This is a genomic window from Flavilitoribacter nigricans DSM 23189 = NBRC 102662 (genome assembly GCF_002646595.1).
Taxonomy (GTDB): Bacteria; Bacteroidota; Bacteroidia; order Chitinophagales; family Saprospiraceae; genus Flavilitoribacter; species Flavilitoribacter nigricans.
The window spans coordinates 155013-179762 of the sequence record NZ_PDUD01000019.1; the positions used below are offsets into that span (position 1 = coordinate 155013).

Below are 24750 nucleotides of genomic sequence, written 5' to 3' on the forward strand. Positions count from 1 at the left end.
GTGGCTTTTCCGGTAAAGACGAACGGAAACAGGCCGCGGAAGCAGTGAATTTCTCCAAGAATCCTACAACACTTTAATGCTTAAAAACACCAATGACAAAGATCCGAATCTACTACCCTGTAGCCGGTTTACTGGCTGCGATCCTTCTCTTCTTTTCCTGCGGGGAAAGCAACGATGCGCCCGCTTATGACCTGGTCATTTACGGCGGCACTTCCGCCGGTATCGCGGCCGCCATTCAGGCTAAACGCATGGACAGATCGGTCATCCTCATCGAGCCGAGTACACGCATCGGAGGTCTGACCACCGGCGGACTCGGCCAGACCGACATCGGCAACAAATCCGCCATCGGCGGCATCTCCCGCGAGTTTTATTCCGCCATCAAAGAGTACTACGATCAGAACGAGCACTGGAAATGGCAGGAAAAGGCCGAGTATAAGGACGGGGGCCAGACGCGCACCGCCGCCGGAGAGGCCTCCATGTGGACTTTTGAACCTTCCGCCGCCCTGAGTGTCTACGAGGATTTTATCGAACAGAACGGTATCGAGCTGGTAATGAACCAGAAACTGGACCGCAGTACCGGTGTCCAAAAGGAAGGCACCGATATACAATCCATCCGGATGCTTTCCGGCGAAACCTACCGGGGAAAAATATTCATCGACGCCACCTACGAAGGCGACCTCCTGGCCACGGCCGGCGTCTCCTACACGGTGGGCCGGGAAAGCAACGATCAGTACCGGGAAACCCTCAACGGGGTACACACCAAACTCCGGGATACGACCATGACCGGACAACGGTCCAACAACGCGGTAAACCACAACTTTGTGGACGGCGTGGATCCCTACGTAGTACCGGGAGATGCTACCAGCGGCCTGCTGCCCTACATCAACCCGGACGGTCCGGGTACCGAGGGTGCCGGTGATGATCATTTGCAGGCCTACTGTTTCCGCATGTGCCTGACCGATCATCCGGACAACCGCATTCCCTTCGAAAAACCGGCAGATTACGATGAAAAGAACTACGAATTGCTACTGCGCAATTACGAAGCCGGGGAGGAAGGTTTTCCCTGGATCAACTCCCAGATGCCCAACCGCAAAACGGATACCAATAACCGCGCCGGATTCTCTACCGACTTTATCGGCCAGAATTATAATTATCCCGAAGCCAGCTACGAAGAGCGGGAAGTCATTCGCGAGCAACACCGCAACTACCAGAAAGGCCTGATGTGGACCCTCGCCTACCACCCGCGCATGCCGGATCACATCCGGGAAGGAGTGTCCCGCTGGGGTACCTGTAAGGATGAATTCGCCCGGGAAGATGGCTGGCAGGAGCAATTATATGTACGCGAAGCCCGCCGGATGGTCGGCCCCTACGTCATGACGCAGTACAATTGCGAAGGCATCGAAGTGGCCGAGGATCCCGTCGGCATGGGCGCTTACGGGATGGATTCCCATCATACCCAGCGCTACGTCACGGCTGAAGGCTGGGTAAAAAATGAAGGTAACGTAGAGGCGCACGTAAAAGCCCCCTACCCGATCAGCTACCGCTCGATCGTGCCGAAATCCGAGGAATGCACCAATCTGCTGGTACCGGTTTGCCTAAGCGCCACCCATATTGCCTTCGGTTCCATCCGGATGGAGCCGGTGTTTATGGTACTCGGTCAGTCGGCCGCTACGGCCGCCAGTCTGGCCATCGACCGGGAGATCGCCGTGCAGGATCTGCCGTACGCCGAATTGCAAAAAGTTTTACTGGCTGATAAACAGGTGCTGGAGAATTAAGCCGGCACGTAAGCGGGAACAGGTCATCGAATCCTGGCCTGTTCCCGATCAATCATGTACTACTGCTCCGTCAGTACATTCTCGTACCAGATCACGCCGAGGCCACCGCTATCCGGTCCGTAGTTTTCCTCGCAAATCAATACATCCAGATCGCCGTCCAAGTCGATATCCAGCAACTCCACCTTGTCGTATTTGGCATTGTGGGCTCCGGAAATGGCTTTAAAATCCTGGGGTTGCGCCTGATCTAAATGTTTCCCGTCCAGCCAGATCAGGCCGTTCTTCTCGGCGCCGTTGGTGTTGGTACTGATCACTAAATCGGGCGTTCCGTCGCGATTGATATCTCCAGCCGTGACCGATTTGGCCCGTCCCGTAAAGTCCGGCAGTGCAATGATCCGTTCTTCCCAGTTTTTGCCGAAAGTATCATGGCGGGTATAGACCCGTACACTTTCCTCACTACGTTCGGCTACGATGATTTCCTCTACCCCATCACCGTCCAGATCCGCAATATCCATAAACATCACCTCCAGACTCTGACCGCCGATCAAATGACTGTTCCAGGCCTGGGTTTGGGCGGTTCCCGGTCCCGGATTTTCCAGCCAGCGGCACCCCCGCAATGCTCCATTGCGATCTGTGATCACCAGATCAAGATCCCCATCGCCATCCATATCGCGGGTAAAAAGGCCCATGAGCCACCCCAGAGGAGTGATCGGATGCCAGACCCATTTTTTCAGATTCCGGGTCCGGCGGGGAGCTGCAAACCAGCCGAGCGCGGCTCCATGTCCCTTGCCGCCCGCCACCAGATCGAGGCCGCCACGACCGTCCACCTCCATCGGCTCAGCGTACATCCACATCATGCGCTGATCAGAGGCAGGCAGTACTTTTTGCCGCCATTTTTCCGCGTCCAGCCAATTTCTTTTGGGTGCAAAATGCAGCATGATCTGCTCCGCATTTTTTTCCGAGCAGCTGAAGACTACCCAACGACCACGCTGGTTCGTAGGAGCAAAAACGGCATCTTCTACCGCCGGTGTCTGACCTACAGTTACCGCGGGCCAGAGCGACCGAACGCCGGCTGGCCCCGGATGAAGATAGACCCGGGTGAGCGCTCCTTCCTCCCAGCCGGTGGTGATGTCCGGCAGGCCGTCGGCATTGATATCGGCCAGCTTTACCCCGTCCGCCCCGGTTGAGGAAGCATCAATGGTATGACGGGGCCATTCCTGGGCGGACAGCGCCAGCCCGAACAGACAGCAACAACCCCAAATGATCGTTCTGAACATATATCCGGCGTTTTGATGATGTGTTTTATTTCTCCTGCACCCGCAGCAGCCATTCCTCGCCGCCGGCCAGTTCGACCGGGATCCCTGCCAGCAGTTCCGCTGCGCTGTATTCTTTTATCGGTTGATCCCGTCCGGTCTGCAGCAGATAGGTAGCTCCCTCGCGAACGGTAAACCATTCCGGGAATTGATTGATCCGGGGATAATCGGCGGGAAGGTGTAACACCGTTTGGTGCCGCGGCTGATCGAAATAAAGTGTGCCGACCCAGTCCGAGTCCGCTTTTACGGATACGATGATACCTCCATCCGCCGTGGGTTCGGCGCCCCACAGAACGTCTTCCCGCCAATTCGAAAGATAGGTTCCCTGCGTCTTCCACAAACAATACATGATGGAAGTACGGGCAAAATTGCCGTCGCCGTGCCAGCCCTCGATGATGCCATTCCCCCGATAAGCTTCGGTATCGGAACGGTGACTGGAATCCTGCATGGACCACATCACCTGGATCTCGCTGTCGAGCCATTCCTGCGCTACCTGCCCGGGCAGGCGGTTGTAAAGGTTCAGACCGCCTTCCACCGCATCCGCGTATCCGTCCTGACTGCCGTTCTCCCAGTCGAAATTGCGATAAAAGAGCAGATTATTCAGTGCCCGCTCGATGGCTTCGCGGTATCGCTCGGTTGCGTCGACCAGATAAACCGTATAGAAACCGTTGTAATTATATCCCCAGTTATCGGCGATGCGGTCCCGGACGATCGCTCCGTCCTGCGGATTGACCACATCGTACATCAGGCCATGCTCATTGAGTCCGACTTCCAAAATGCGATCCAGTAACTGATGGATCCGGGGGGAATAGGCGATCTTCTTTTCGGGGCGGGCGTGGGCTACCGTAAAGTACAGTTCACACAGACCGGATACGATCTCACAACCGTGGTCCCGCAGGCGCAGGCTGGTCTGGTCCCGGCTGGGGTGTTGGTCTCCCAGTAAATAATAATCTCCCAGGCGAACGGCCCAATCCAGGTATTTTTCGTCGCCGGTCATCCAGTAGATGCGCGACAGGGTTTGCAGCAACTCTCCGTTCACCTCTACGTTGGTGCCCGGAATGTTGCCGAAAGGCGTAGTGTACTCAGCTTCCGCCCAGATATCGTCCAGAATGCCGATCATGCGTTCACTCCAGGGAGAAGCGCCCAGCCATTCCGTCAGCGGCAGTAGTCCGTCTTTAACGTATTCGGAAGCTCCGAAGATGATTCGGTCCAGTTGCGGCTCTTTATCCTGGAAAGCCTGTTTGGAGAACGAATAGGTATCCGGCAGCCGGCCCAGCCGGGAGGTCAGTTTGGTTTCACTGGCCAGCATATCGCGCATGTCTTTTTCGAAAACCGGTCGGTCCAGCAGGGCCGCCGTCAGCACCATAAAGGGATAATTGTCCGCCGCTGCATCCTGAGCGTTCCAAAAATCCCGGGAGCTACCGAGGTTGCGGGGGATCAAACCGCTCTTGGGGTCCCGCTCCTGCATCCAGGCGTGCAGAAAATTGTAGCTGCGGCGAAAACCTTCGTTGGCCACCCGGGCGTTCCGCCGGGCGGCGCCCGCACCACCCCAATCCTGCCGCTTTACCATCTTCAGCATGGCCTCCGCGTAACGTTCTCCCAGCAGGATCTGACTCGGTGAATCAAAATGAGTACTATCGGTAGTGGCCGTACCCTCCGAACTGATCACCGCGGTATGCGGGATGAGGTCCGGTAACTGCGCCAGGATTTCGTTGAAGGGGATGCGTTGTTCCCGGGCCTCCGAGACCTTACCGGCTACGAAGGGCAGGTCCGGATCGTCGAATGCTTCCCGGAAAGCATTGATCAGCACTTCCATGCGTCCCAGATAGAGGTCGCGCCGGAAAGGCCCCGAATCACTTTCGCCCTGATGCCAGATGATCCCTTTGAGCGTTCCGTAGGCCATTGCTTCCCGGGTACGACGTACGGCATCGGCAAAAAATTGGGTACCCGGCAACCACTGCACGATACCCGATCCGCCTTTGGCATTGACGATCAATCCGATGTTTCGCCCACCAACGGCCGTCATATCCCGGGCGAAAGCATAGGCGGGACTCAGACGCTGCATATCGATCACTTTGCGAATGGTGGAAAAACGATTCAACGGATTGGTAGCGGTAACCCAGGGATTAAGTTGATCGCCGGTATAGAGCAATGCGCCGTTAATGGGAGCTTTGTCCTCATCGCGAATAGGTGCCCGGCCGGCCATATTGGACTGCCCGATGACCAGATAAAGATCCAGGTTCCGGGGAACGGCCTGATGGGTTTCCGTCGATAGGGATTGTGCGAAAATACCGCCGGGTAAAATACCCGCGAGGATCAGGAGGAATAGGGCAAAAACAAATCGCTGCATAATACTGGAAATAGCTTTGGTGTCGGTCCATTGACGAAGAATATGCCTACCGAACACTACATCCGGATTCATTAGCTAATATTCAAACCCCGGTTTAATGGAAACTTGCCTTTCGGACGTCTTACCATCTACAGGCAACTGGTACAGAGCGGGATAGCCCTCCCCGGCAGAAGCAGTACATTCACTGCTGGCCTTTTTTTCGATAGCGACAGAAGGCTCCATCTTTTCTACCGCTTTTTAATTTTTAACTATTTTGAGCAACCAACCCTTTCCAGGTAAATTGAAAAACATCATGAGCAAATACCTATTCCTTTTCCTTGCCATTGCCATTCTCTCTTCCTGCAAGCAACAAAGCGCGCCGGCGGATGAATCTACCAAGACATTTTACGCTGAAAAAGACGGGAACAGCATTTACGTTTTTGAAAAAGGGCAGAGCAAGCCGGTGGTTACCCAAAACGCCGCGCCGGATTTCCGCCCCTATCTGCATCCTATTCTGGCACCGGGTTCCGAAGCGGAACTGACCCAGTACAGCCCCGGTCACCACAAACACCAGACGGGCCTGTACTGGGGATTCACCAGGGTGAACGGTACGGGTATCGAGCCCGACAGTCTCAGTAAATGGTTTTACCGCCCCGATAAACCGGAAGCCATCCGTCAACAGATCGGCCGCGACTTTTTCCACCATCCGGAAGGTACCCACTGGCAACGCAAGTCGCTGGACCTGCTCATCGACGAAGGCAGCCAGCTTAAATGGCAAACCGTCTACAATATGCTCGACGAGCAGGGGCAACCCATTTTAGAAGAAACCCAGATCTGGACCTTTTCCGAGTCCAACGGCCACCACCTGCTGGAACTGGAATGGAAAGGGAAGGCCCTGACCGATATCACTATCAATGAATTTGATTACGGCGGCCTCTTCCTGCGCATGCCCTGGCACGAAGGCATCGAGGGCGAAGTGATCAATGCCGCCCGGCAGCGTAATGAAAAAGCCGAAGGTCAGCGCGCCCAGTGGGTCGATGTGGGGATGGCCATCGAGGGCCTCGACGAATGGGGGCATATTGCCATCTTCGACCATCCGGATAATGACGGGTTTCCGCAAACCTGGCGCGTGGACGGACAACTGGGCGTCGGTCCCGTCCGGGCCCGGCAGGGAGACTGGCAGATCAAAGCGGGTGAAACCGCTACCTTCCGCCATCAGATCGTGGCCTATGAGGGAGAGCTGAGCGACATTAGCCTGAATAAACTCTGGGGCGATTTCATCGGAGATCAGGGGATGTACAACGGTACCGCGCTCTGGGGGCTGGCCCAGGAGGAAGGATACAGTGCCAAATTCCTGACGCCGGAGGAAGCTATTGCCGAAATGACCATCAAAGAAGGCTACACCGTGAATGCTTTTGCCGCCGAACCCATGATCACCCAACCCATGGCTTTTTGCTGGGATGACCGGGGTCGCATGTGGATCGCCGAAAACCGGGATTACGAGTCCCGCGGTTCCGGGTTTTCCAATTCCGGGGATAGCCGGATCCTTATCCTGGAAGATACCGATCGCGACGGCGTGGCCGATAAAAAGACCGTTTTCCTGGAAAATATTCCCTTCCCTTCTGCCATTGCCGTCGGCTTCGACGGTCTTTATCTGGGAGCACCGCCCAACCTGCTGTTCGTTCCCGATAAGAACCACGATGACCGGGCCGACGAGGCGGATATCGAAGTATTGCTGACCGGCTGGGGCATCCGCGACCGGCACGAGACCATCAATAGTTTTCACTGGGGGCCCGACGGCTGGTTGTACGGGCTGGAAGGCTTCGCCACTCCTTCGGTGATCCGCAAGCCTACGGGCAAAGGCAAGATCTACCGGGCCGGAGAGCCCTTCCCCGAAAATCTGCTGGATGCGGACGGCGTGGATATCAACGGCGGGGTATGGCGCTACCACCCGACCAAAAAGCGCTTCGAAGTGGTCGCCCACGGTTTCAGTAATCCCTGGGGTATCGATTACGATGCCAAGGGGCAGTTATTCATTTCGGCCTGTGTGATCCCCCACATGTTCCACGTCATTCCGGGCGGGATCTACCACCGTCAGGGCGGACGGCACTTCAATCCCTACGTATACAAAGACATTCAGACCATTGTGGATCATCGCCACCGTTCGGCCCACGGCGGCGCCCGCATTTACCAGTCGGATGCGTTCCCGGAAGAACAGCGGGGCCGCCTGTTTATGGCCAATATCCACGAACATGCGGTGCTTTCCGATATTCTGCAGCCGAATGGTTCGGGTTTTACCGCCAGCCACGGGGAGGATTTTATGCTGGCCAACAATGCCCAGTGGATCGGATTCAGTATGGAGATCGGTCCGGAAGGCGGCCTGTACGTGCTGGACTGGCACGATGCCGACATCTGCGGCAAGGAGGTCAAACACAAAGAGACTGGTCGGGTGTTCCGCATCACCCCGGAAAACTCCCGGGCCGAAAACTGGTCGGGGCGCTACGATGACCTCATTACGTTCTCGGATGAGCAACTGGTCGCCCTACAGTGGCAGGGCAGTGACTGGCACGCCCGCCGCGCCCGGGTGATCCTGCAGTTCCGGGCTTCCAAAGGAGCACTCTCTTCGGAAGCTACCCACGAGTTGTCCGATCACTTCAATAATGATACCAATGCCGATTACCGCCTGCGGGCGCTTTGGGCCTTATACATCACCGGCAACATCAGTGAAGACCTGCTGATCAGCTCCCTGGATGATCGCGATCCCTACGTGCGGGCCTGGGCGATACAGTTCCTGTGTGAGGATAAAACTGCCGACCGCAAATCCCTGCTCCGGATGACCGAACTGGCCCGCAAGGAACAATCACCGGTAGTCCGTTTATACCTGGCCAAAGCGCTGCAACGGATCGATGCGGAAAGTCGCTGGGCCCTGGCCGAAAATCTGGTTACCTACGCGGACGATGCGGACGATCCAAATATTCCCTTTATGCTGTGGTTCGGTATAGAATCGCTGGTGCCCGAACAAGCGGAGCGGGCCCTGGCCCTCGCCGGAAAAAGCAAGATCCCCATGGTAACCAATCACATTGCCCGCCGACTGGTGGATGCCGGTGAACTGGAACCGCTCACCGCCGCCCTCAGCCGTAAGTCCGCCAATCGGCAGCAATTGCTGGAAGGTATGCTCGCCGGCCTCGAAGGCCGCGTCGATATCGATGCGCCCAAAAACTGGGAAAAAGTATACCAGGGGCTGTCGGCTGATAAGGTAAGTGCCGCAACGGCGCTGCGCATTTCTCAGTATTTCGGTAATGCCGCCGCCGCGGAAGCTATGCTGGCCAGCCTGAAAGATCCGAAAGCCGGTAATGACCAAAAAGAAAATGCAATAACCGTTCTCGCCGCCCAGCAACGTCCGGAATTACCGGCGGAACTGCCCCGCCTGCTCGAAGTTCCCGAACTCCGCATTCCGGTGATCCGGGCGGTGGCCAGCTACGACCGGCGCGATCTGGGGACCTTGTTATTGGATAAATATTCCCAATTGCCGCTCGATGCCAAACAGGAAGCGATCCTGGCCCTGTCCTCCCGACCGGTATACGGACGCCTGCTTGCCGATGCCATCAAAAACGAAAAAATTGCCAAAAAAGAGATCCCTCCCTACGTTGCTTTACAACTTCGGCGGGTTGTGGGTAATGGTTTTGTGGAAATTTGGGGTCCTATCGATGAGCTGTCTTCGGATAAAAGGTCCGAATACGCCAAATACCAACGGCTACTGCAACCCGGAGCTATCGCCCAGTCCGATCCGGTACAGGGAAAAGGGGTATATCTGCGCACCTGCGGAGCCTGCCACAAGATGTACGGTGAAGGGGGCAATCTGGGTCCGGACCTGACCGGTTCCAATCGCACCAATACGGCCTACCTGCTGGGAAATATCCTGGAACCCAGCAGCGAGATCCAGGACGATTACAAAATGGTAGTGATCACCACGCAGGACGGCCGGACGTTCAGCGGCAATATCGTCGCGGAAAACGACCAGCAGCTGACCATGCGGGTAGTCGGCCAGGATGAGATCCAGATCAGTCAGTCCAATATTCAGTCGCGGGAAGTCACCCCGAAATCGATGATGCCGGAAGGCCTGCTACAGTACCTGACGGACAAAGAGATATTGGACCTGGTCGCCTTTTTACAAACCAAAGAACCAATCGTAGAAATGGACTAACCCCCTGACACCTGACACCTAAAAACCCTGATGCCTGAAATCTGACACCCGACACCTGATACACTGACACCTAAAAACCTGACACCTGATCAAAACAAAACAATGAAATACCAAACCTCCATTTTCTGCCTCATCCTGTGCATCGCCGCCGGCTGCCGGTCTGCAGATAAAAGTACGCCAATGGTTGACCTGATAACGATCGACGACGAACAAAAGATAGATATCCGATTTGGCGATCAGTTATTCACCACCTATCATTTTTCCAGCGACCTGGAAAAGCCCGTACTGTGGCCGGTTATTTCGGCCAACGGTCACGAACTGACCCGCGGGTATCCACTGAAGCCGAAAGTTGGCGAACGGGTCGATCACCCGCACCACCTGGGGGTCTGGCTCAATTACGGTGATGTGAACGGTTTGGATTTCTGGAACAATTCGAAGGCGATCGCTCCCGAGCGGGCACCGCACTACGGCACCATCCGCCACCAGGAGATCACGGACACGAAAACCGGAGATAAATCGGCATCTATCACCGCAACTGCCAGCTGGAATGACCACAGCGGGCACAGCCTGCTGCGGGAAGTCACCCAGTTGGAATTCCGCGCGCAGGACAGTGTCCGGATCATCGACCGGACGACAACCCTGACCGCCCTGGAAGATACCGTAGCGCTAACGGACAATAAGGAGGGCATGTTCGCCATCCGGGTTACCCGCGAACTCGAACTTCCCAGCGACGGCAAACAAAAGCTCTGGGGCGCGAACGGAGAGGTGGAGGAAATTGAAAACCCCGATAATTCCCAGGTTCGCGGAGACTACCTCAGCAGCGAGGGCATCACCGGTGGTAAGGTATGGGGCACCCGGGCCAAATGGATGAAACTATCGGGTGAACTGGAAGGCGATCCGGTGGCGCTGGTGATCTATGATCATCCCGATAATGTGGGCTACCCCACCTACTGGCACGCCCGCTCTTACGGCCTGTTTGCAGCCAATCCGCTGGGACAAAAAGTATTTTCTGAAGGAGAAAAGAAGCTCAACTTTAAGCTCATGCCCGGAGAATCGGTTACTTTTAAGTACCGGCTGGCGGTTTTCTCCAGCGATCCTTCGGTGGCGGAGATCGAACAAATGGACTATTAATTCCCATTCGGTAAAGCATTAAAAACGCATTGTAAGGACACATTACAATGGGTCTCTCCATAATTTTAAAATAAAAGCATGACTAATCGAAGACGTTTTATCAAAAAAGCCGCAGCCGGTGCCGCCGGGATGGCGCTGGGCACTTCGGCATTTTCCGCAAAATCCTATCGCAATATCATAGGGGCCAACGACCGGGTGATCCTGGCTTCCATCGGAGTTCGCGGCCGTGGTAAAGGCCTGCTGGAGAACTTCACCCGCATGTACAAGGACGGCGTCATGGTGAAAACCGTTTGTGATGTGGATTCTTCTTTCCTGGGCGAACGGGTCAAAATGGCCGCCGACAATCAGGATGGCAATAAACCCGGCACGGAAACCGATATGCGAAAGGTTTTTGATGACCAGGAAGTAGATGCCGTCATAGTCGCTACGCCCAACCACTGGCACGCACTGGCCACCATCTGGGCCTGCCAGGCGGGTAAGAACGTATACGTGGAAAAACCGAGCTCACACAATGTATGGGAAGGCCGCAAGATGATCGAAGCGGCCCGCAAATACGACCGCATCGTGCAGGTAGGTTTTCAGAACCGCTCCATCAGCAATGTGATGCAGGCCATGGCTTTCCTGCACGACGGAGGTATCGGCGATGTATACATGTCGCGCGGGATGTGCTTCAAACCACGGGATTCCTTCGGTATTGCCGAAGACAGTGCTCCCCCCGCTTCCCTGAATTACGATCTCTGGCTCGGCCCGGCCAACTGGCGCCCCTACAACGAGAAGAGAGGGCACTACAACTGGCACTGGCACTGGGATACCGGCAACGGTGACACCGGCAACCAGGGGCCGCACCAGTTCGATATTGCCCGCTGGGGACTGGGCAAAAAAGTGCATCCCGTCAAGGTGCAGTCCATGGGTGGTATCTTCGGTATCTCTCCGAAGGAATGCTCCCAGGAAACTCCGAATACGCAAACCTCCGTTTTCGAATACGATGACGGTAAGATCCTCGAGTTTGAAACCCGCGGCCGTTACACGAATGCCGAAGCGCCCGCCGGCGTTAAGATCGGTAACCTCTTTTACGGCACCGAAGGCTGGCTGGAACTGAACGGCAGCACCTGGAAAGCTTACCGCGAACGTGAGAACAAACCATTCGCCGGATCGGATATGGCAGAAACGGCTGCCGTTGGCGGCGACCAGTCTTTCCGCACCGCTCCGGACAGTAAAGGGCATTTCGCCAACTTCATCGACGCCGTGAAAGCCGGTAACCGCAGTATCCTGAATTGCGATGTGGAAGTCGGCCATATGTCCACCGTACTGCCCCTGATCGCGAACATTGCCTACCGCACGGGAGATACGCTGGAATTTAACGGTGAATTCGAACAGTTCATTGATAATGAGGCAGCAGACCTGTACCTGAAGCGCCGCTACCGTTATCCTTACGTGGTGCCGGAGAAGGTGTAATTCCTTTTTTATCAAGGATTTAACTAAAATTTGAGACTTTCTAAGTTTGGCAAACTTAGAAAGTCTTTATATTACATTTATTACCAAAGCGAAAAACACCGCCCACATGGGTAAATATGTCTTGGTGCTCTGCACCTTTTTCCTCTCCTCTACCTTTCTCTTCGGTCAAAGGGATCTGGACCTTTACTACCACCAAACCCGCGGCGGACTCCAAAATGCTCAGCTCCGTTTTGAACGGGAAAAGACCGGCCGCGTCGCATTCCTGGGCGGTTCCATCACCCACAACCCCGGCTGGCGGGATAGTGTCTGTGTATATCTGCAGCGGCGTTTTCCGGAAACAACTTTTGAGTTCATCGCCGCGGGTATTCCCTCCATGGGCAGTACGCCGGGGGCTTTCCGCCTGGACCGCGATGTGCTTTCCAAAGGCCGGATCGATCTGCTGTTCGAGGAAGCCGCCGTCAATGACGCCACGAACGGGCGTAGCCGGGAGGAACAGATCAAGGCTATGGAAGGTATCGTCCGCCACGTCCGATACCGGAATCCAGCTGCCGACATCCTGCTGATGTACTTTGTGGATCCGGATAAAATGGCCGACTACCGGGCCGGACGAGTACCGGAAGTTATTCAGCACCACGAAGTGGTCGCACTGCACTACGGATTACCCAGTATCAATCTGGCCCGCGAGGTGACCGAACGGATCGATCGCGGAGAATTTTCGTGGGAGCAGGATTTTAAGGACCTGCACCCCTCCCCTTTCGGCCAGGGGGTCTACGCCCGCTCCATGATCCACTTTCTGGACCGGGCCTTTGACCATAATCTCACCGCCGAAACTCAGGTAACACCGCATTCACTTCCAGAAAAACTGGAACCTTTCTGCTACGATGACGGCCGTCTGATCGACATCGGGGCCGCCGGGCTGGCCGATGGCTGGCAGCTGGAATCCAACTGGTCTCCCGGTGACGGAACCGGTACCCGGAAAAATTACACCCAGGTACCTATGCTCATCGGCACCTCGCCGGGTGGGGCCTTACGGTTGAAGTTCCGCGGGCACACGGTAGGGATTGCCGTTGCTGCCGGACAGGATGCCGGCATGATCGAATACCGTATTGACAAAGGGGACTGGCAACGGCTCAACCTGTTTACCCAATGGAGTAAATCGTTGCATTTGCCCTGGTATTACACGCTGGCCGGCGGCCTGAAGGATAAAAAACACCGGCTCGAAATCCGGGTGATCGGAGAGAAAGATGAGCGAAGTAATGGAAATGCCTGCCGGATACGGTACTTTTACGCTAACTGATAGGATCCCGCACGCTACTTTTGGCACCTCAATCTGAACTATTAACCGCCGTATGATAAGCTTTCGTTCTGCCTGTTCCATACTTTTCGTTGCCCTCTTGCCGGCCTGCAATACCGCCAGGAAAGCCGCTCATTCTTCCCGTCCTAATATCCTGTTCGTCATCGCGGATGACCTCTCCGCCGAAGCGCTGAGCACTTACGGCAATCAGCAATGCCGTACGCCCAATATCGACCGGCTGGCCAGCCGGGGATTTCGCTTCACCCGGGCCTATTGTCAATATCCCGTTTGCGGCCCTTCCCGGGCAGCGCTGATGTCGGGTATGTATCCCACAAAAATGGGCATCATGAATAACGGCGGCAGTGATAAGATCGATGAGATCCTGCAGGATAAGGCCTCCATGCCCCAGTTGTTTAAAGAAAATGGCTATCATACGACCCGCCTCAGTAAGATCTACCACATGCGGGTACCGGGCGACATCACCGCCGGCGTGAACGGCCCGGACCACGCGCCCTCCTGGAGCGAACGTTTCAATTTTCAGGGAGCCGAATGGATGACCGAGGGCGAACGTACCCACCTGTCCAACGAAAAGCTGCAATTCAAACCGGACGTCCACTACAATCTTGGATTTGGCACGGCTTTTTATGTTGTCAAGGGGGAAGGCAAGGGAGCAGAACAGCCCGACTACCGGGCAACCAGCAAAGCCATCGATATCATGCAGCAACACCGGAAACAGTCCGACCAGCCGTTTTTCCTGGCGGTGGGCTATATCCGCCCCCACGTTCCCCTGGTAGCGCCGGCGAGTGCCTATGAGCCCTTTCCGCCGCAGGAAATGGAATTGCCGGAAAAAGTGGACAATGACCAGCGGGATGTCCCCCAGTTGGGTAAGCCACGCACCTCGGAAAGTTTCGGCATCAGCGCGCCCGAAAAACAACGGGAAGTGCTCAGCGCCTACTACGCTTCGGTCGCGTTCATGGATCAGCAGTTTGGCCGCCTGCTGGATGCCCTGGAGGCGGAAGGGCTGGCGGAAAACACCATCGTGGTCTTCACCAGCGACCACGGCTATCATCTCGGAGAACACGATTTCTGGCAAAAATGGAGTCTGCACGAAGAATCCGTCCGCATCCCGCTGATCATTGCGGGACCCGGTGTGGAATTTTCCGAATCGGATGCCCTTGCCGAGCAGATCGACCTCTACCCTACCCTGGCCGGGCTGGTCGGTTTATCTGCCCCGGACCATGTCCAGGGAAAAAGTCTGTTGCCCGTACTGCGGGAGCCGAAAACACAGGTGCGGGAGGCCGTTTACAGTGTAACCAGCAACGGCGCACTGCTTCGAACCAATGACTGGGCCTACATGCAATATAAGGACGGTTCCGAGGAATTATACGATATGAACCGGGACCCCCAACAATATAGTAACCTGGCGAAAATTCCGAATTATCAATCCAAGCGGGAGGAAATGGCCCGACTGTTAAAGGAAAAACAGGCAATGGTAGTTGGCAACCCATAAATTTTATTAGATAATCTTTTATTTTTTATCTTTAGCGCGTCTTAGTATTAAATTTCTCCCCCAAATTTCCATTGAGAATAAAGTTCTGTATTTTATTAATAGCATTCAAAGACTTATCCCATGTTGGTATTGCCTGATACTGAGGGCAATGGAAGACATGGTCGATATCTACACTCAAAACGAAATTCAAACAGGAAATGACGAACGAAAAAAGACTTTTTTATGGTAGCTGTTTTGCCTTGATCACAACAGCACTGTCCTTCAGTATCCGGGCGGGGATCTTACCACAGTTGGGGGAAGAACTAAGTTTATCCGCGGAGCAACTTGGATTTATCAACTCCATGTGGTTTCTCGGTTTCCCCATTTCCATGGTGATCGGCGGTTTGGTCTACCACACCGTTGGTGGTAAAAAGATCATGCAATTCGCCTTCGTTGCCCACGCAATTGGTATCCTGATGACGATCTACTCCGGAAGTTATACCGGACTGCTGATCTCTACCCTGCTGATCGGCTTGGGTAACGGTTGTACCGAAGCGGCCTGTAACCCGATGATCGCCGATGCCTATAAGGGGGTACAAATGAGTAAGATGATGAACCGCTTTCACATGTGGTTCCCGGGCGGTATCGTGATCGGTAGTCTTATATCCAAGTTTATGACCGATGCCGGTTTTGGCTGGGAAGCACAGATCTGGGTGATCCTCATCCCGACGCTGATCTACGCTTACCTATTCTTCGGTCAGGACTGGCCCAAGGCCAAATCCGAAGCGGCAACTACCGTTTCCGGCAACTTCCAGGCAATGCTTACCCCGCTGTTCATTTTCATGTTCTGCTGTATGGCCCTGACGGCTATCTCCGAATTCGGTCCGCAGCAGTGGGTGGGTCTGATCCTGGCTAAGAGTGGAGCGCAACCGATGTTGATCCTGGCGCTGGTTACCGGTTTGATGGCCGTGGCTCGTTATTTTGGTGGCGAAGCGGTACACGCGCTCAACACTACCGGGGTACTCCTCGGATCGGCCATACTCGCTACGATCGGGGTTTATCTGTTCAGTACCCAGACCGGTGGCATGGCTTACGTGGCCGCGATCATCTACGCGATGGGTATCGCTTACTTCTGGCCGAACATGATCGGTTTCATTGCCGAATACATTCCTAAGAGTGGTGCACTCGGGATGTCCATTATCGGTGCGGTAGGGATGTTCTCTACTTCAATCTTCCAACCGATCATCGGTGGCTGGATCGATTCCGATCGTGCCGAAGCTGCGGCAACCGGCCTCACAGGTGACGAACTCGATCTCGTAGCCGGCCAGGCTACACTGGGTACCATGGTCCTCTTCCCGTTGATCCTGGTGGTACTTTTCACCGTCCTGTTCTTCTGGATGAGAAATCGTCAGCCAAAAGGAAACGAGGAAGCTGCCGAATTGGTAACGGATTATTAAGTGCCACCGCACTGATAAAACTGTGCTTTACTTACTTAAAACTCCAATTGGAAACACCTTCCAATTGGAGTTTTTTGTTTATTTTTTCCAAAAGTTCTCAAAAGATCATACTCAAAAAACGAAAAATCCTACCTATCATGAAAAAACAACCATCCAATCTGGATCGTCGCCAATTTTTAAAAAAAGCCGGACTTGGGATCGGCCTGAGCACTCTGGCCACTTCGGCCTATCCTTTTGCTGACCTTTACGGTACGCCCCGGTCCGAAGAAGATAAATTGGGCATCGCGCTGGTTGGCCTCGGGGGATACTCGAAAGGGAAGCTGGCTCCGGCCTTTGAATTTACGAAGTTCTGCAAATTGAGCGGCATCGTTACCGGTTCACCGGACAAAGCCAAGGAGTGGATGGAACAACACAATATCCCGGAAAAAAACGTCTACAACTACGACAACTTCGATACGATCGCGGATAATCCCGATATCGATATCGTCTACGTAGTACTTCCCAACGCCATGCACGCCGATTACGTGATCCGGGCCGCTAAAGCCGGCAAGCACGTCATTTGCGAAAAGCCGTTCGATATATCCGTCAAGAAAGCCCAGGCCGCCGTGGATGCCTGTAAAGCAGCCGGGAAACTGCTCCAGATCGGTTATCGGTGCCAGTACGATCCTTTCCACCAGGAGATCATGCGGATCGGCCGGGAAAAAGTCCTCGGTGACATTAAAGTGATCCGCACCTCCGATTCGTTTTTCGGCGTCAACAGCAGCAATTGGCGCTTTACCGACCGCGAGCTGGCGGGTGGCGGTGCCCTGATGGACATCGGCGTGTACTGCATTCAGGGAGCGCGGTATTCCTCGGGCGAAGAACCGGTAGCCGTCTGGGCCAATACCTTCAACACCTATCCCGGTAAAATGGACGGTATGGAAGAGACCATCACCTTTACGATGGAATTCCCCAGCGGCGCGATCGCCAATTGCACGGCCAGCTATGTCGCCCGGGCCGATGAATTACACATCTCAGCGGAAAAAGGCAATTACGGGCTTGAACCCGGCTACGGTTACGCACCGCCCCAGGGCTACATGCAAAACGAAAAAATGGACTTTGAACGCCACAACCAACAGGCGGTACAAATGGATGCTTTCGCCCGGAATATCCTGGACGGGACGCCGGTGATCGCTGACGGCGAAGAAGGCGTGCAGGATATGCGGGTCATTGAGGCGATCTATAAATCGGCGAAAAAAGGTGGGAAACGGGTGAAGTTGTAGCCATTTAGCCGATATTTATTAAAAATTGGCAGTTCCCTATGCCCCAGTTCAATAAACACTGCTCATGGATCAGGAAAAATATTCAGCTATAGAGCAAGCCCTACAGGAAGGCAGTCTTTCCGAAGCTTTGTCGTTATTGGTGAAAGCCACCCGGGACGAGGAAAAAAGCATTCGGGAAGACGCAGCCCTACTCCAGTCCAAATTCGAATATAATCGCAATCAGTATGAAATAAAAGGCGTCCTTACGGATCAGGAATTCAATATCCATTATTCCAAAACAACTTTGGCTATACAGGATATCCTGGATCGGGTACGGCGCGGGCCGGGAGCTTCGGGGAGCGCCAAGTCAGTCCAAAAGTCCAACCTCCGGCCCCTGTTGTGGCTGGCCGGTATAGCAGCCTTGATCATTGCAGGATGGTTGCTTTGGCCGACCCCTCCCGAACCAACAGCGGAATCGGATCAACTGGCAGACAGCACCACCGTTGAGCTCCCCACTGAACAGAACGCGGAAGCCGGTACGATCAAGGAACCGATCCTGGAACCGGAAACGGATAACACGCCAAGCAAACCGGCCACCCAACCGCCCCAAATGAGTACGGAGGTCGCTTCGGAAGTCGATAAAGCCGCAGCTGCCGTCGTGAAGGAAACGGAAAAAGCCGCCGCTCCTCCTCCCGCCAAAACGTTTAAGGTTAATATTACCCGCAACAGCAACATGAGTGATGCCGCTATCTATGTGGATGGTGAACGGGCAACTATTCTAAACAGTACGCTGGTTGTCACCACCATCAGGGTCACGGAAAAAAGCGGGATGCATGTTTTCGAACTGAGAAAGGCCGGAGGAAATAACGATTGTAAAAAAGAATTGCTCATTACCGAGGATAACCAGCGGATTAATTTTACCTGTCAGTAAGCCCGATTTCCAGTTAGGTTTTCTCCGACCCGCAATTGGGATTTTTTCTCCGAGTGGAAGTGCCGAACATTGAAAATTAATAATGCTTGTCTTCACCGCGAAGGCCGCGAAGCCGCGAAGGTTTAAAATGACTTATTTCGAGAAAATTTGCCTCGGCAAATTTATCGAAGCTCTTTGCGGTCTCTATAATCAAGATCGCGAAGGTTTGAGAATTTGCCTGCGGCAAAATCACAAAAACTTAGTGTCTTTGCGCCTCGGCGGTGAAATTCAGTCATTTCTGGTTTTAAATTATTAATGTTCCTCACTGGAAGTCGGAGTAACGTATACTTCAATAACTAAACCAATCAAAATGAAATCACTATCTCCAGTCTTATTCTTTTTTTCTCTATTGATCAGCATTAGTGCGTTTTCGCAAAAAGAGGTCTGCAAAGACATTTATGTCTGGGATTTCACCGATGAAAACGGCCAGAAAACCCAGCATACCAAAATGCTTACCCAGGAAGTGGAAGATGCGCTAACGGCAACCAGTTGCCGGGTCTTACAAAGGCGCAACTACGCCAGCCTTTCCGAACAGATCGACAACGAAAATGCCATACAGACCATCGAAGGAATGTCCGGTACGATCAGCAATGAACTGCAATCCATTAAAGCGGAAACCGTCCTTTTCGGGAAGGTGCAAATGGACTTTTCGGGAAACATTATGCTGGCGGTTTCCTTCCAGAGTCTGCTCACCAAGGAGATCCTCAAATCGGAATCGGTAATGCTCGCCGGGGAGGATGCCCATAATATCGGTAAGCGGAAGCAAAAGATCGCGGCCTTCATCTCCCACTGCGTAGGCCCCAAAATAATTACCAATGAGGAAACCAATTACTGGCGACAGGCCCAGCAGTTAGATACGCCCGAAGCCTATCGGAAATATCTGGCCACTTATCCCGGTGGTCAGTACCGCAGCGAAGCGGAAGCCATCCTTGCTGATCTGGAAGTCTGGCAGGAAATTCAGAACAGTAAGAACACCAGACGCAAGATCAAGGCGCTGACGGAATACACCGAAAACCAGCAGGTCTACCATTACCAGGAAGCCCGGGATCAGTTGGAAGATCTACTTTGGAGCAATGCCAGTTACGATGACTATATGCGACTTTACCCGGATGGGAAATATGCCGACAACGTAAAAGGAAAATACGAAGAACAGTTGTACAGTGGGGTACTGGACCGGCCCGGCTATTATGCGGAAAAATACCTCGGAGCTTTCCCCAATGGAAAATACGTTGAGCAGGTGAAAGCCAAATATGAGGATTATCTCTACGCCGAAGCCGTGAAAAATCCTAAATTTCGGATTGCCGATTACATCGAGGAATTTCCTCAGGGAAAATACATCAGCAAACTGGATGAGATCTATTGGAATACGGAGATAACTTCCTCCACCTCCACCATTGTTTCCCGCTATTCCTATCGGCAATACCTGGCGCTATTTCCCAACGGCAAATACGCCAAAGAAGCCAAGAGTAAGTCGGGGAAAAATTAACCAAGCCTAATAATGCTTAAAACATACCAATGAAAAGAAACGCGCTCCAACTTTTGTTCCTACTGGCCACCCCGTTCTTGCTGTTTACAAATTGCAATGAAGCCCCGACCGAAACCAATTCGGATACCGCTTCGGGACCTCCGAACATCATCGTGCTACTCGCCGATGACCTCGGCTACGGGGACCTGTCCGCCTACGGCAGTCAGTCGATCCACACGCCGAATATTGATGCGCTGGCCGCGGCCGGTATGAAATTCACCCGTTTCTACGCCGGATCGGCGGTGTGCTCCCCCTCGCGGGCCAGTCTGCTGACGGGAAAGTTCCCGCTGCGTTTTGATATCCGCCAACACTTTGACGACCGAGAAATGCACCTGCCGGCCGGGACCCTGACGTTCCCCCGGGTACTGCAGCAGAACGGATACCGGACAGCCCACATCGGCAAGTGGCACCTGGGCGGCATTCGCATTCAGGACTTTACGGCCCGCACCGCCGGGGAAGCCGCCAATCCGGGGCCGCTGCAACACGGCTTCGATCATTACCTCTGCAATATCGAGGACCCGTTGGTTCGGCCGGAACTGATCCGTGAACGCAAATTGTACCGCGAAGGAGGCAAAACCCTGGTGCGTAACGACCGACGGATCGACGAGATCCCCAAACACTGGACGGAGATCAAGGTGGACGAAGCGATCAATGTCATCGAGGAAAGCCGGAAGGCCGATCAGCCGTTCTTTGTCAACCTCTGGTTTGATGTGCCGCACACCCCCTACGAACCGGCGCCGGAACGCCACCTGTCCGTTTACGAAAAAATGGGTGTGAAGGGGGATCAGCTCTGGTTCCGGTCCATGGTCTCCCATCTGGATGAACAGATCGGGCGCCTGATCGATCATCTGGAAACCTCCGGTCTATTGGAGAATACCATCATCGTTTTCACTTCGGATAACGGTCCGGCCTATCAGGGAAGTCCGGGACCGTTTAAAGGAGGAAAGACCGACCTGCACGAAGGTGGCATCCGGGTGCCGATGATCGCCGTCTGGCCCAACCGTATCCCGGCCAATACGTATTCTTTCCAGACCGCCCATATGACGGACCTGTTTCCCACACTCTCCGCGCTGGCCGGTATTGAGGTCGAAGCTTCCGATCTCGACGGGATGGATCTGTCCCAACACCTGCTGGAGCAAACACCCCTCGAGCGCGGGGTATTACTCTGGCAAATGGACCTGTATAAACACTTCCAGAACCAGGGCCCCAAACCCACGCCCTACGCTACGACCGTGGCGATGAACGAAAATTGGAAACTCCTGGCCGACAGCCTCCAGACTACCGAATTATTCGATCTGGAAGCCGATCACCGGGAATTATACAATCAGCTGGGACAACAGGATTCCATCGAACAATTGCTGCATACCGAAATGAGATCCTTCCTCGCCGCACCGAGAAAGTCCTGGAAAAAGTGACCGATAATTGGAATCGGTTACGATTTTAAATATATTGTGTGTTATTTTACAAGATAAAACATAAAATTACATCCAATAAATTTCCATGAAGGTCTGTATTGCCGAAAAGCCAAGTGTTGCCCGTGAGATCGCCTACATTCTGGGGGCCCGGTCCCGTCAGGACGGATACCTGGAAGGCAACGGCTATTGCGTCACCTGGACGTTCGGGCACCTCTGTACGCTCAAAGAACCGGATGACTATCAGGCCGACTGGAAAAAATGGAATCTGCAGACCCTGCCCATTCTACCGGACAATTTCGGGATCAAACTCATCGGCAACAAAGGCGGGAAAAAACAATTCGGCGTCATCAAAAAACTGCTGAAACAGGCCAGCCTGGTGATCAATTGCGGGGATGCCGGACAGGAGGGGGAACTGATCCAGCGCTGGGTGCTCGAACAGGCCAAATACCGGGGCAAAGTGCAACGCCTCTGGATCTCCTCCCTGACACCGGAAGCGATCCGCGACGGGTTTCAGCAATTGAAAGACGCCGGCGAATTCGATAACCTCTACCACGCGGGCCGCTCCCGGGCCATCGGCGACTGGCTGCTGGGCATGAACGCCACCCGGCTCTACACCCTGAAGTACGGCGGATACAAACAGGTACTGTCCGTCGGGCGGGTCCAGACCCCTACCCTGGCTATGCTGGTAGAACGGCACAAAGAGATCGAGAACTTCGTACCGACCACTTACTGGGAACTCGAAACGCTCTACCGGGAAACGGTGTTTCAGTGCGAAAAGGGACGCTTTCTTAAAAAGGAAGATGGAGAGGCTCTGTTGAAGCAGGTAAACGGACAGGTCTTCACGATACTTTCCTCCGAACGAAAAAAAGGCAAGGAGTATCCTCCGAATCTTTTCGACCTGACCAGCCTGCAGGTGAACGCCAACAAGCGTTTCGGGTTCACGGCGGACAAGACCCTCAAGATCGTACAGAAACTCTACGAGCAAAAACTGGTGACCTACCCGCGGGTGGATACCGTTTATCTGCCCAACGATCAATATCCCAAGATCGCGGGTATTCTCGGTAAACTGAGCCAGTACGCCCAGTTTACCCAGCCCCTCCTGGGCAAAACGATCCGTAAATCAGCCAAGGTATTTAATGATAAAAAAGTAACCGATCACCACGCTATCATTCCTACCGGACAGGAAAAATCCCTGCCGATCGATGAGCAGCGGATCTACGATGCCATCACCCGCCGCTTCATTGCGGCCTTCTATCCGGACTGTATCGTGGCGAAAACTACGGTGATCGGCGAAGCAGCTGAAATCCGGTTTAAGGCTACCGGCAAGGAGATCCTGGAACAGGGATGGCGGGTACTCTACCCCAAGCCTCCCGCTAAAGCCGGAGATAAAAAAGGAAAAACCGATAGCAAAAAGGAAGACGAAAAGATATTGCCCAATTTCACGGAAGGAGAACAGGGACCCCACCAACCGAACCTGGCGGAAAAACAAACGACTCCGCCCAAGAACTACACCGAAGCGACCCTTTTGCGGGCCATGGAAACCGCCGGTAAAAAAATTGACGATGCCGATCTGCGGGAACTGATGAAGGCCAACGGGATCGGCCGACCCTCCACCCGGGCGAATATCATTGAGACCCTCTTTCGCCGAAAATATATCGAGCGCCGGAAAAAACTCATTCTACCGACGGAAATGGGTATCCAACTCATTGATACCATTCAACACGAACTGTTGAAATCAGCCGAGCTGACCGGCCAGTGGGAAAAGCAATTACGGGACATCGAGGACGGCAGTCATACCGCCGAGCGCTTCATCGGCGATATGGAAGCGATGGTCACCGGACTGGTCAAGGAGGTAAAGCAGGACGAAGCTGCCACCCGACTGGCCATGCCCCAGCGCCGGGGAGCGAATAAATGGCAGAAGCAAAAAAGTACCACGGAAAAACCGGCCGGTAAAACTCGCCCGAAGGCCGGTCCGGCCAGCAATAAACTCACGGAACAGTCCTGCCCGAAATGTCGTAAAGGTAAACTCCTGCGGGGTAAAACGGCCTACGGCTGCAGCCGCTGGCAGGAAGGCTGTGACTTTCGATTGCCCTTTGTGTATGCCGGGAAAACGATCTCCGAAAAGCAGTTGTCCCGCTTGCTCGCTAAAGGCAGTACCGTACAATTGAAAGGATTTAAGATGGCGGGCAGCAAGGAGGACGGCCGTTTGCATTTTGACGATAATTACAAACTTTGGTTCGAGCCGAAAGACGCCCAGAGCGCTCTGGCAAAAGCGGCTTATCCGCCTCCCACCAAAACCAAGGTCAAACCTAAAGTGAACGGGGCCAAACCGCCCTGCCCGAAGTGTGGGATCGGCCATATCATCCGGGGAAAAACCGCCTACGGTTGCAGCAATTGGCAGACCGGTTGCAGTTTCCGTTTTTCTTTCGATGAACTGCGCCGCATTGCTAACGGCCGGGCACTGACTAAAGAGCTGGTGCTCCAGATCCTCAATGGGGACTAATACCCACACCTCCGATTACTCCGGCTTAGCAGCTAATTTTCCGCTTATTGACCACCAATATCACCTACTGAACCTAAAACCATCCGTATGGCACTGACACCCATTCAGCAAGCGCTCAAAAGTCAATACCACTCGGCGCTTTTCACGTTGGAACAAACGATCCGGACTTGTCCGCCCGATCTGTGGACGGATCCGAAATACCCCAATCCCTACTGGCAGGTGGCCTACCACGCCCTGCATTATGCCCATCTCTATCTGGAGCAGCACCTGGAAGATTTCCAGGATTGGGAAAAACACCGGGAGGAACACCAGTGGTTTTCCAGTGAGAAAATGCTGACGCCCTATACGCCGGAAGAACTGTTGGAATATTGCCGGTTTTGTCGCGAAAAAGTGGATCGCGCTATGGAAAACCTGGATCTGGATCATCCGGAAAGCGGTTTTTCCTGGTACCAGATGCCGAAACTCGAACACCAGATCGTCAATATCCGGCATATTCAGCACCACGCGGCCCAGTTGACCGACCGACTGCGCAGCGGCCACGGACTGGGTACACCCTGGATACAGGGGGCGGATAAAATACCGGTTTGAAACGCGATGGGAAAGAAGTACAGCACCTACCAAGCGCTTCCATCCCGAACATCAATTCTGAGGG

General features: G+C 54.1%; 15 protein-coding genes. 13 read left to right on the top strand and 2 right to left on the bottom strand.

Features of this window, described 5'->3' with window-relative positions; genetic code table 11:
- Positions 1-92: 92 nt before the first annotated feature.
- Positions 93-1775, top strand: coding sequence for an FAD-dependent oxidoreductase (locus CRP01_RS13525; protein WP_099150584.1), 1683 nt, complete (start codon positions 93-95; stop codon positions 1773-1775).
- Positions 1776-1834: 59 nt separating this feature from the next.
- Here CRP01_RS13525 and CRP01_RS13530 read toward each other — a convergent pair whose 3' ends face one another.
- Together CRP01_RS13530 and CRP01_RS13535 are read right to left on the bottom strand one after the other, a co-directional pair.
- Entirely contained in the window at positions 1835-3049 is a 1215-nt protein-coding gene (locus CRP01_RS13530; protein ID WP_099150585.1) for an FG-GAP repeat domain-containing protein, read from the bottom strand.
- Positions 3050-3074: 25 nt separating this feature from the next.
- Entirely contained in the window at positions 3075-5435 is a 2361-nt protein-coding gene (locus CRP01_RS13535; protein WP_170110359.1) for a sialate O-acetylesterase, read from the bottom strand.
- 292 nt (positions 5436-5727) lie between these two features.
- Here CRP01_RS13535 and CRP01_RS13540 point away from each other — a divergent pair, with 292 nt between their 5' ends.
- The 12 genes from CRP01_RS13540 to CRP01_RS13600 all read left to right on the top strand — a co-directional run bounded on the left by CRP01_RS13540 (position 5728) and on the right by CRP01_RS13600 (position 24686).
- Positions 5728-9618, top strand: coding sequence for a PVC-type heme-binding CxxCH protein (locus CRP01_RS13540; protein WP_099150587.1), 3891 nt, complete (start codon positions 5728-5730; stop codon positions 9616-9618).
- Positions 9619-9720: 102 nt separating this feature from the next.
- On the top strand, positions 9721-10749 hold the full coding sequence (locus CRP01_RS13545) for a DUF6807 domain-containing protein (RefSeq protein WP_222845732.1): 1029 nt from the start codon (positions 9721-9723) through the stop codon (positions 10747-10749).
- A 78-nt stretch (positions 10750-10827) separates the two neighbouring features.
- Positions 10828-12204, top strand: coding sequence for a Gfo/Idh/MocA family protein (locus CRP01_RS13550; RefSeq protein WP_099150588.1), 1377 nt, complete (start codon positions 10828-10830; stop codon positions 12202-12204).
- A gap of 106 nt (positions 12205-12310) precedes the next feature.
- Positions 12311-13501 (top strand): SGNH/GDSL hydrolase family protein, encoded by a 1191-nt coding sequence (locus CRP01_RS13555; RefSeq protein ID WP_099150589.1) that lies wholly within the window; start codon positions 12311-12313, stop codon positions 13499-13501.
- Between the two features lie 52 nt (positions 13502-13553).
- Positions 13554-15008 carry a sulfatase gene (locus CRP01_RS13560; RefSeq protein WP_099150590.1) on the top strand — a complete coding sequence of 485 codons (1455 nt, stop codon included), beginning with the start codon at positions 13554-13556 and terminating at the stop codon, positions 15006-15008.
- 197 nt (positions 15009-15205) lie between these two features.
- The gene (locus CRP01_RS13565) at positions 15206-16444 is read left to right on the top strand and encodes an MFS transporter (protein WP_099150591.1); all 1239 of its coding nucleotides are present in this window, start codon (positions 15206-15208) and stop codon (positions 16442-16444) included.
- Positions 16445-16581: 137 nt separating this feature from the next.
- Positions 16582-17706 carry a Gfo/Idh/MocA family protein gene (locus CRP01_RS13570; RefSeq protein ID WP_099150729.1) on the top strand — a complete coding sequence of 375 codons (1125 nt, stop codon included), beginning with the start codon at positions 16582-16584 and terminating at the stop codon, positions 17704-17706.
- 64 nt (positions 17707-17770) lie between these two features.
- Positions 17771-18616 carry a hypothetical protein gene (locus CRP01_RS13575; RefSeq protein WP_099150592.1) on the top strand — a complete coding sequence of 282 codons (846 nt, stop codon included), beginning with the start codon at positions 17771-17773 and terminating at the stop codon, positions 18614-18616.
- A 349-nt stretch (positions 18617-18965) separates the two neighbouring features.
- Positions 18966-20141, top strand: a complete 1176-nt coding sequence (locus CRP01_RS13585; RefSeq protein ID WP_143473382.1) for a hypothetical protein — start codon at positions 18966-18968, stop codon at positions 20139-20141.
- Positions 20142-20170: 29 nt separating this feature from the next.
- Entirely contained in the window at positions 20171-21595 is a 1425-nt protein-coding gene (locus tag CRP01_RS13590) for a sulfatase family protein (RefSeq protein WP_099150595.1), read from the top strand.
- A gap of 85 nt (positions 21596-21680) precedes the next feature.
- A complete protein-coding gene (locus CRP01_RS13595) occupies positions 21681-24098 on the top strand; it encodes a type IA DNA topoisomerase (RefSeq protein WP_099150596.1) in 2418 nt (805 codons plus the stop codon).
- Positions 24099-24185: 87 nt separating this feature from the next.
- Complete coding sequence (locus CRP01_RS13600) at positions 24186-24686, top strand: DinB family protein (protein WP_099150597.1); 501 nt, start codon at positions 24186-24188, stop codon at positions 24684-24686.
- Positions 24687-24750 lie beyond the last annotated feature (64 nt).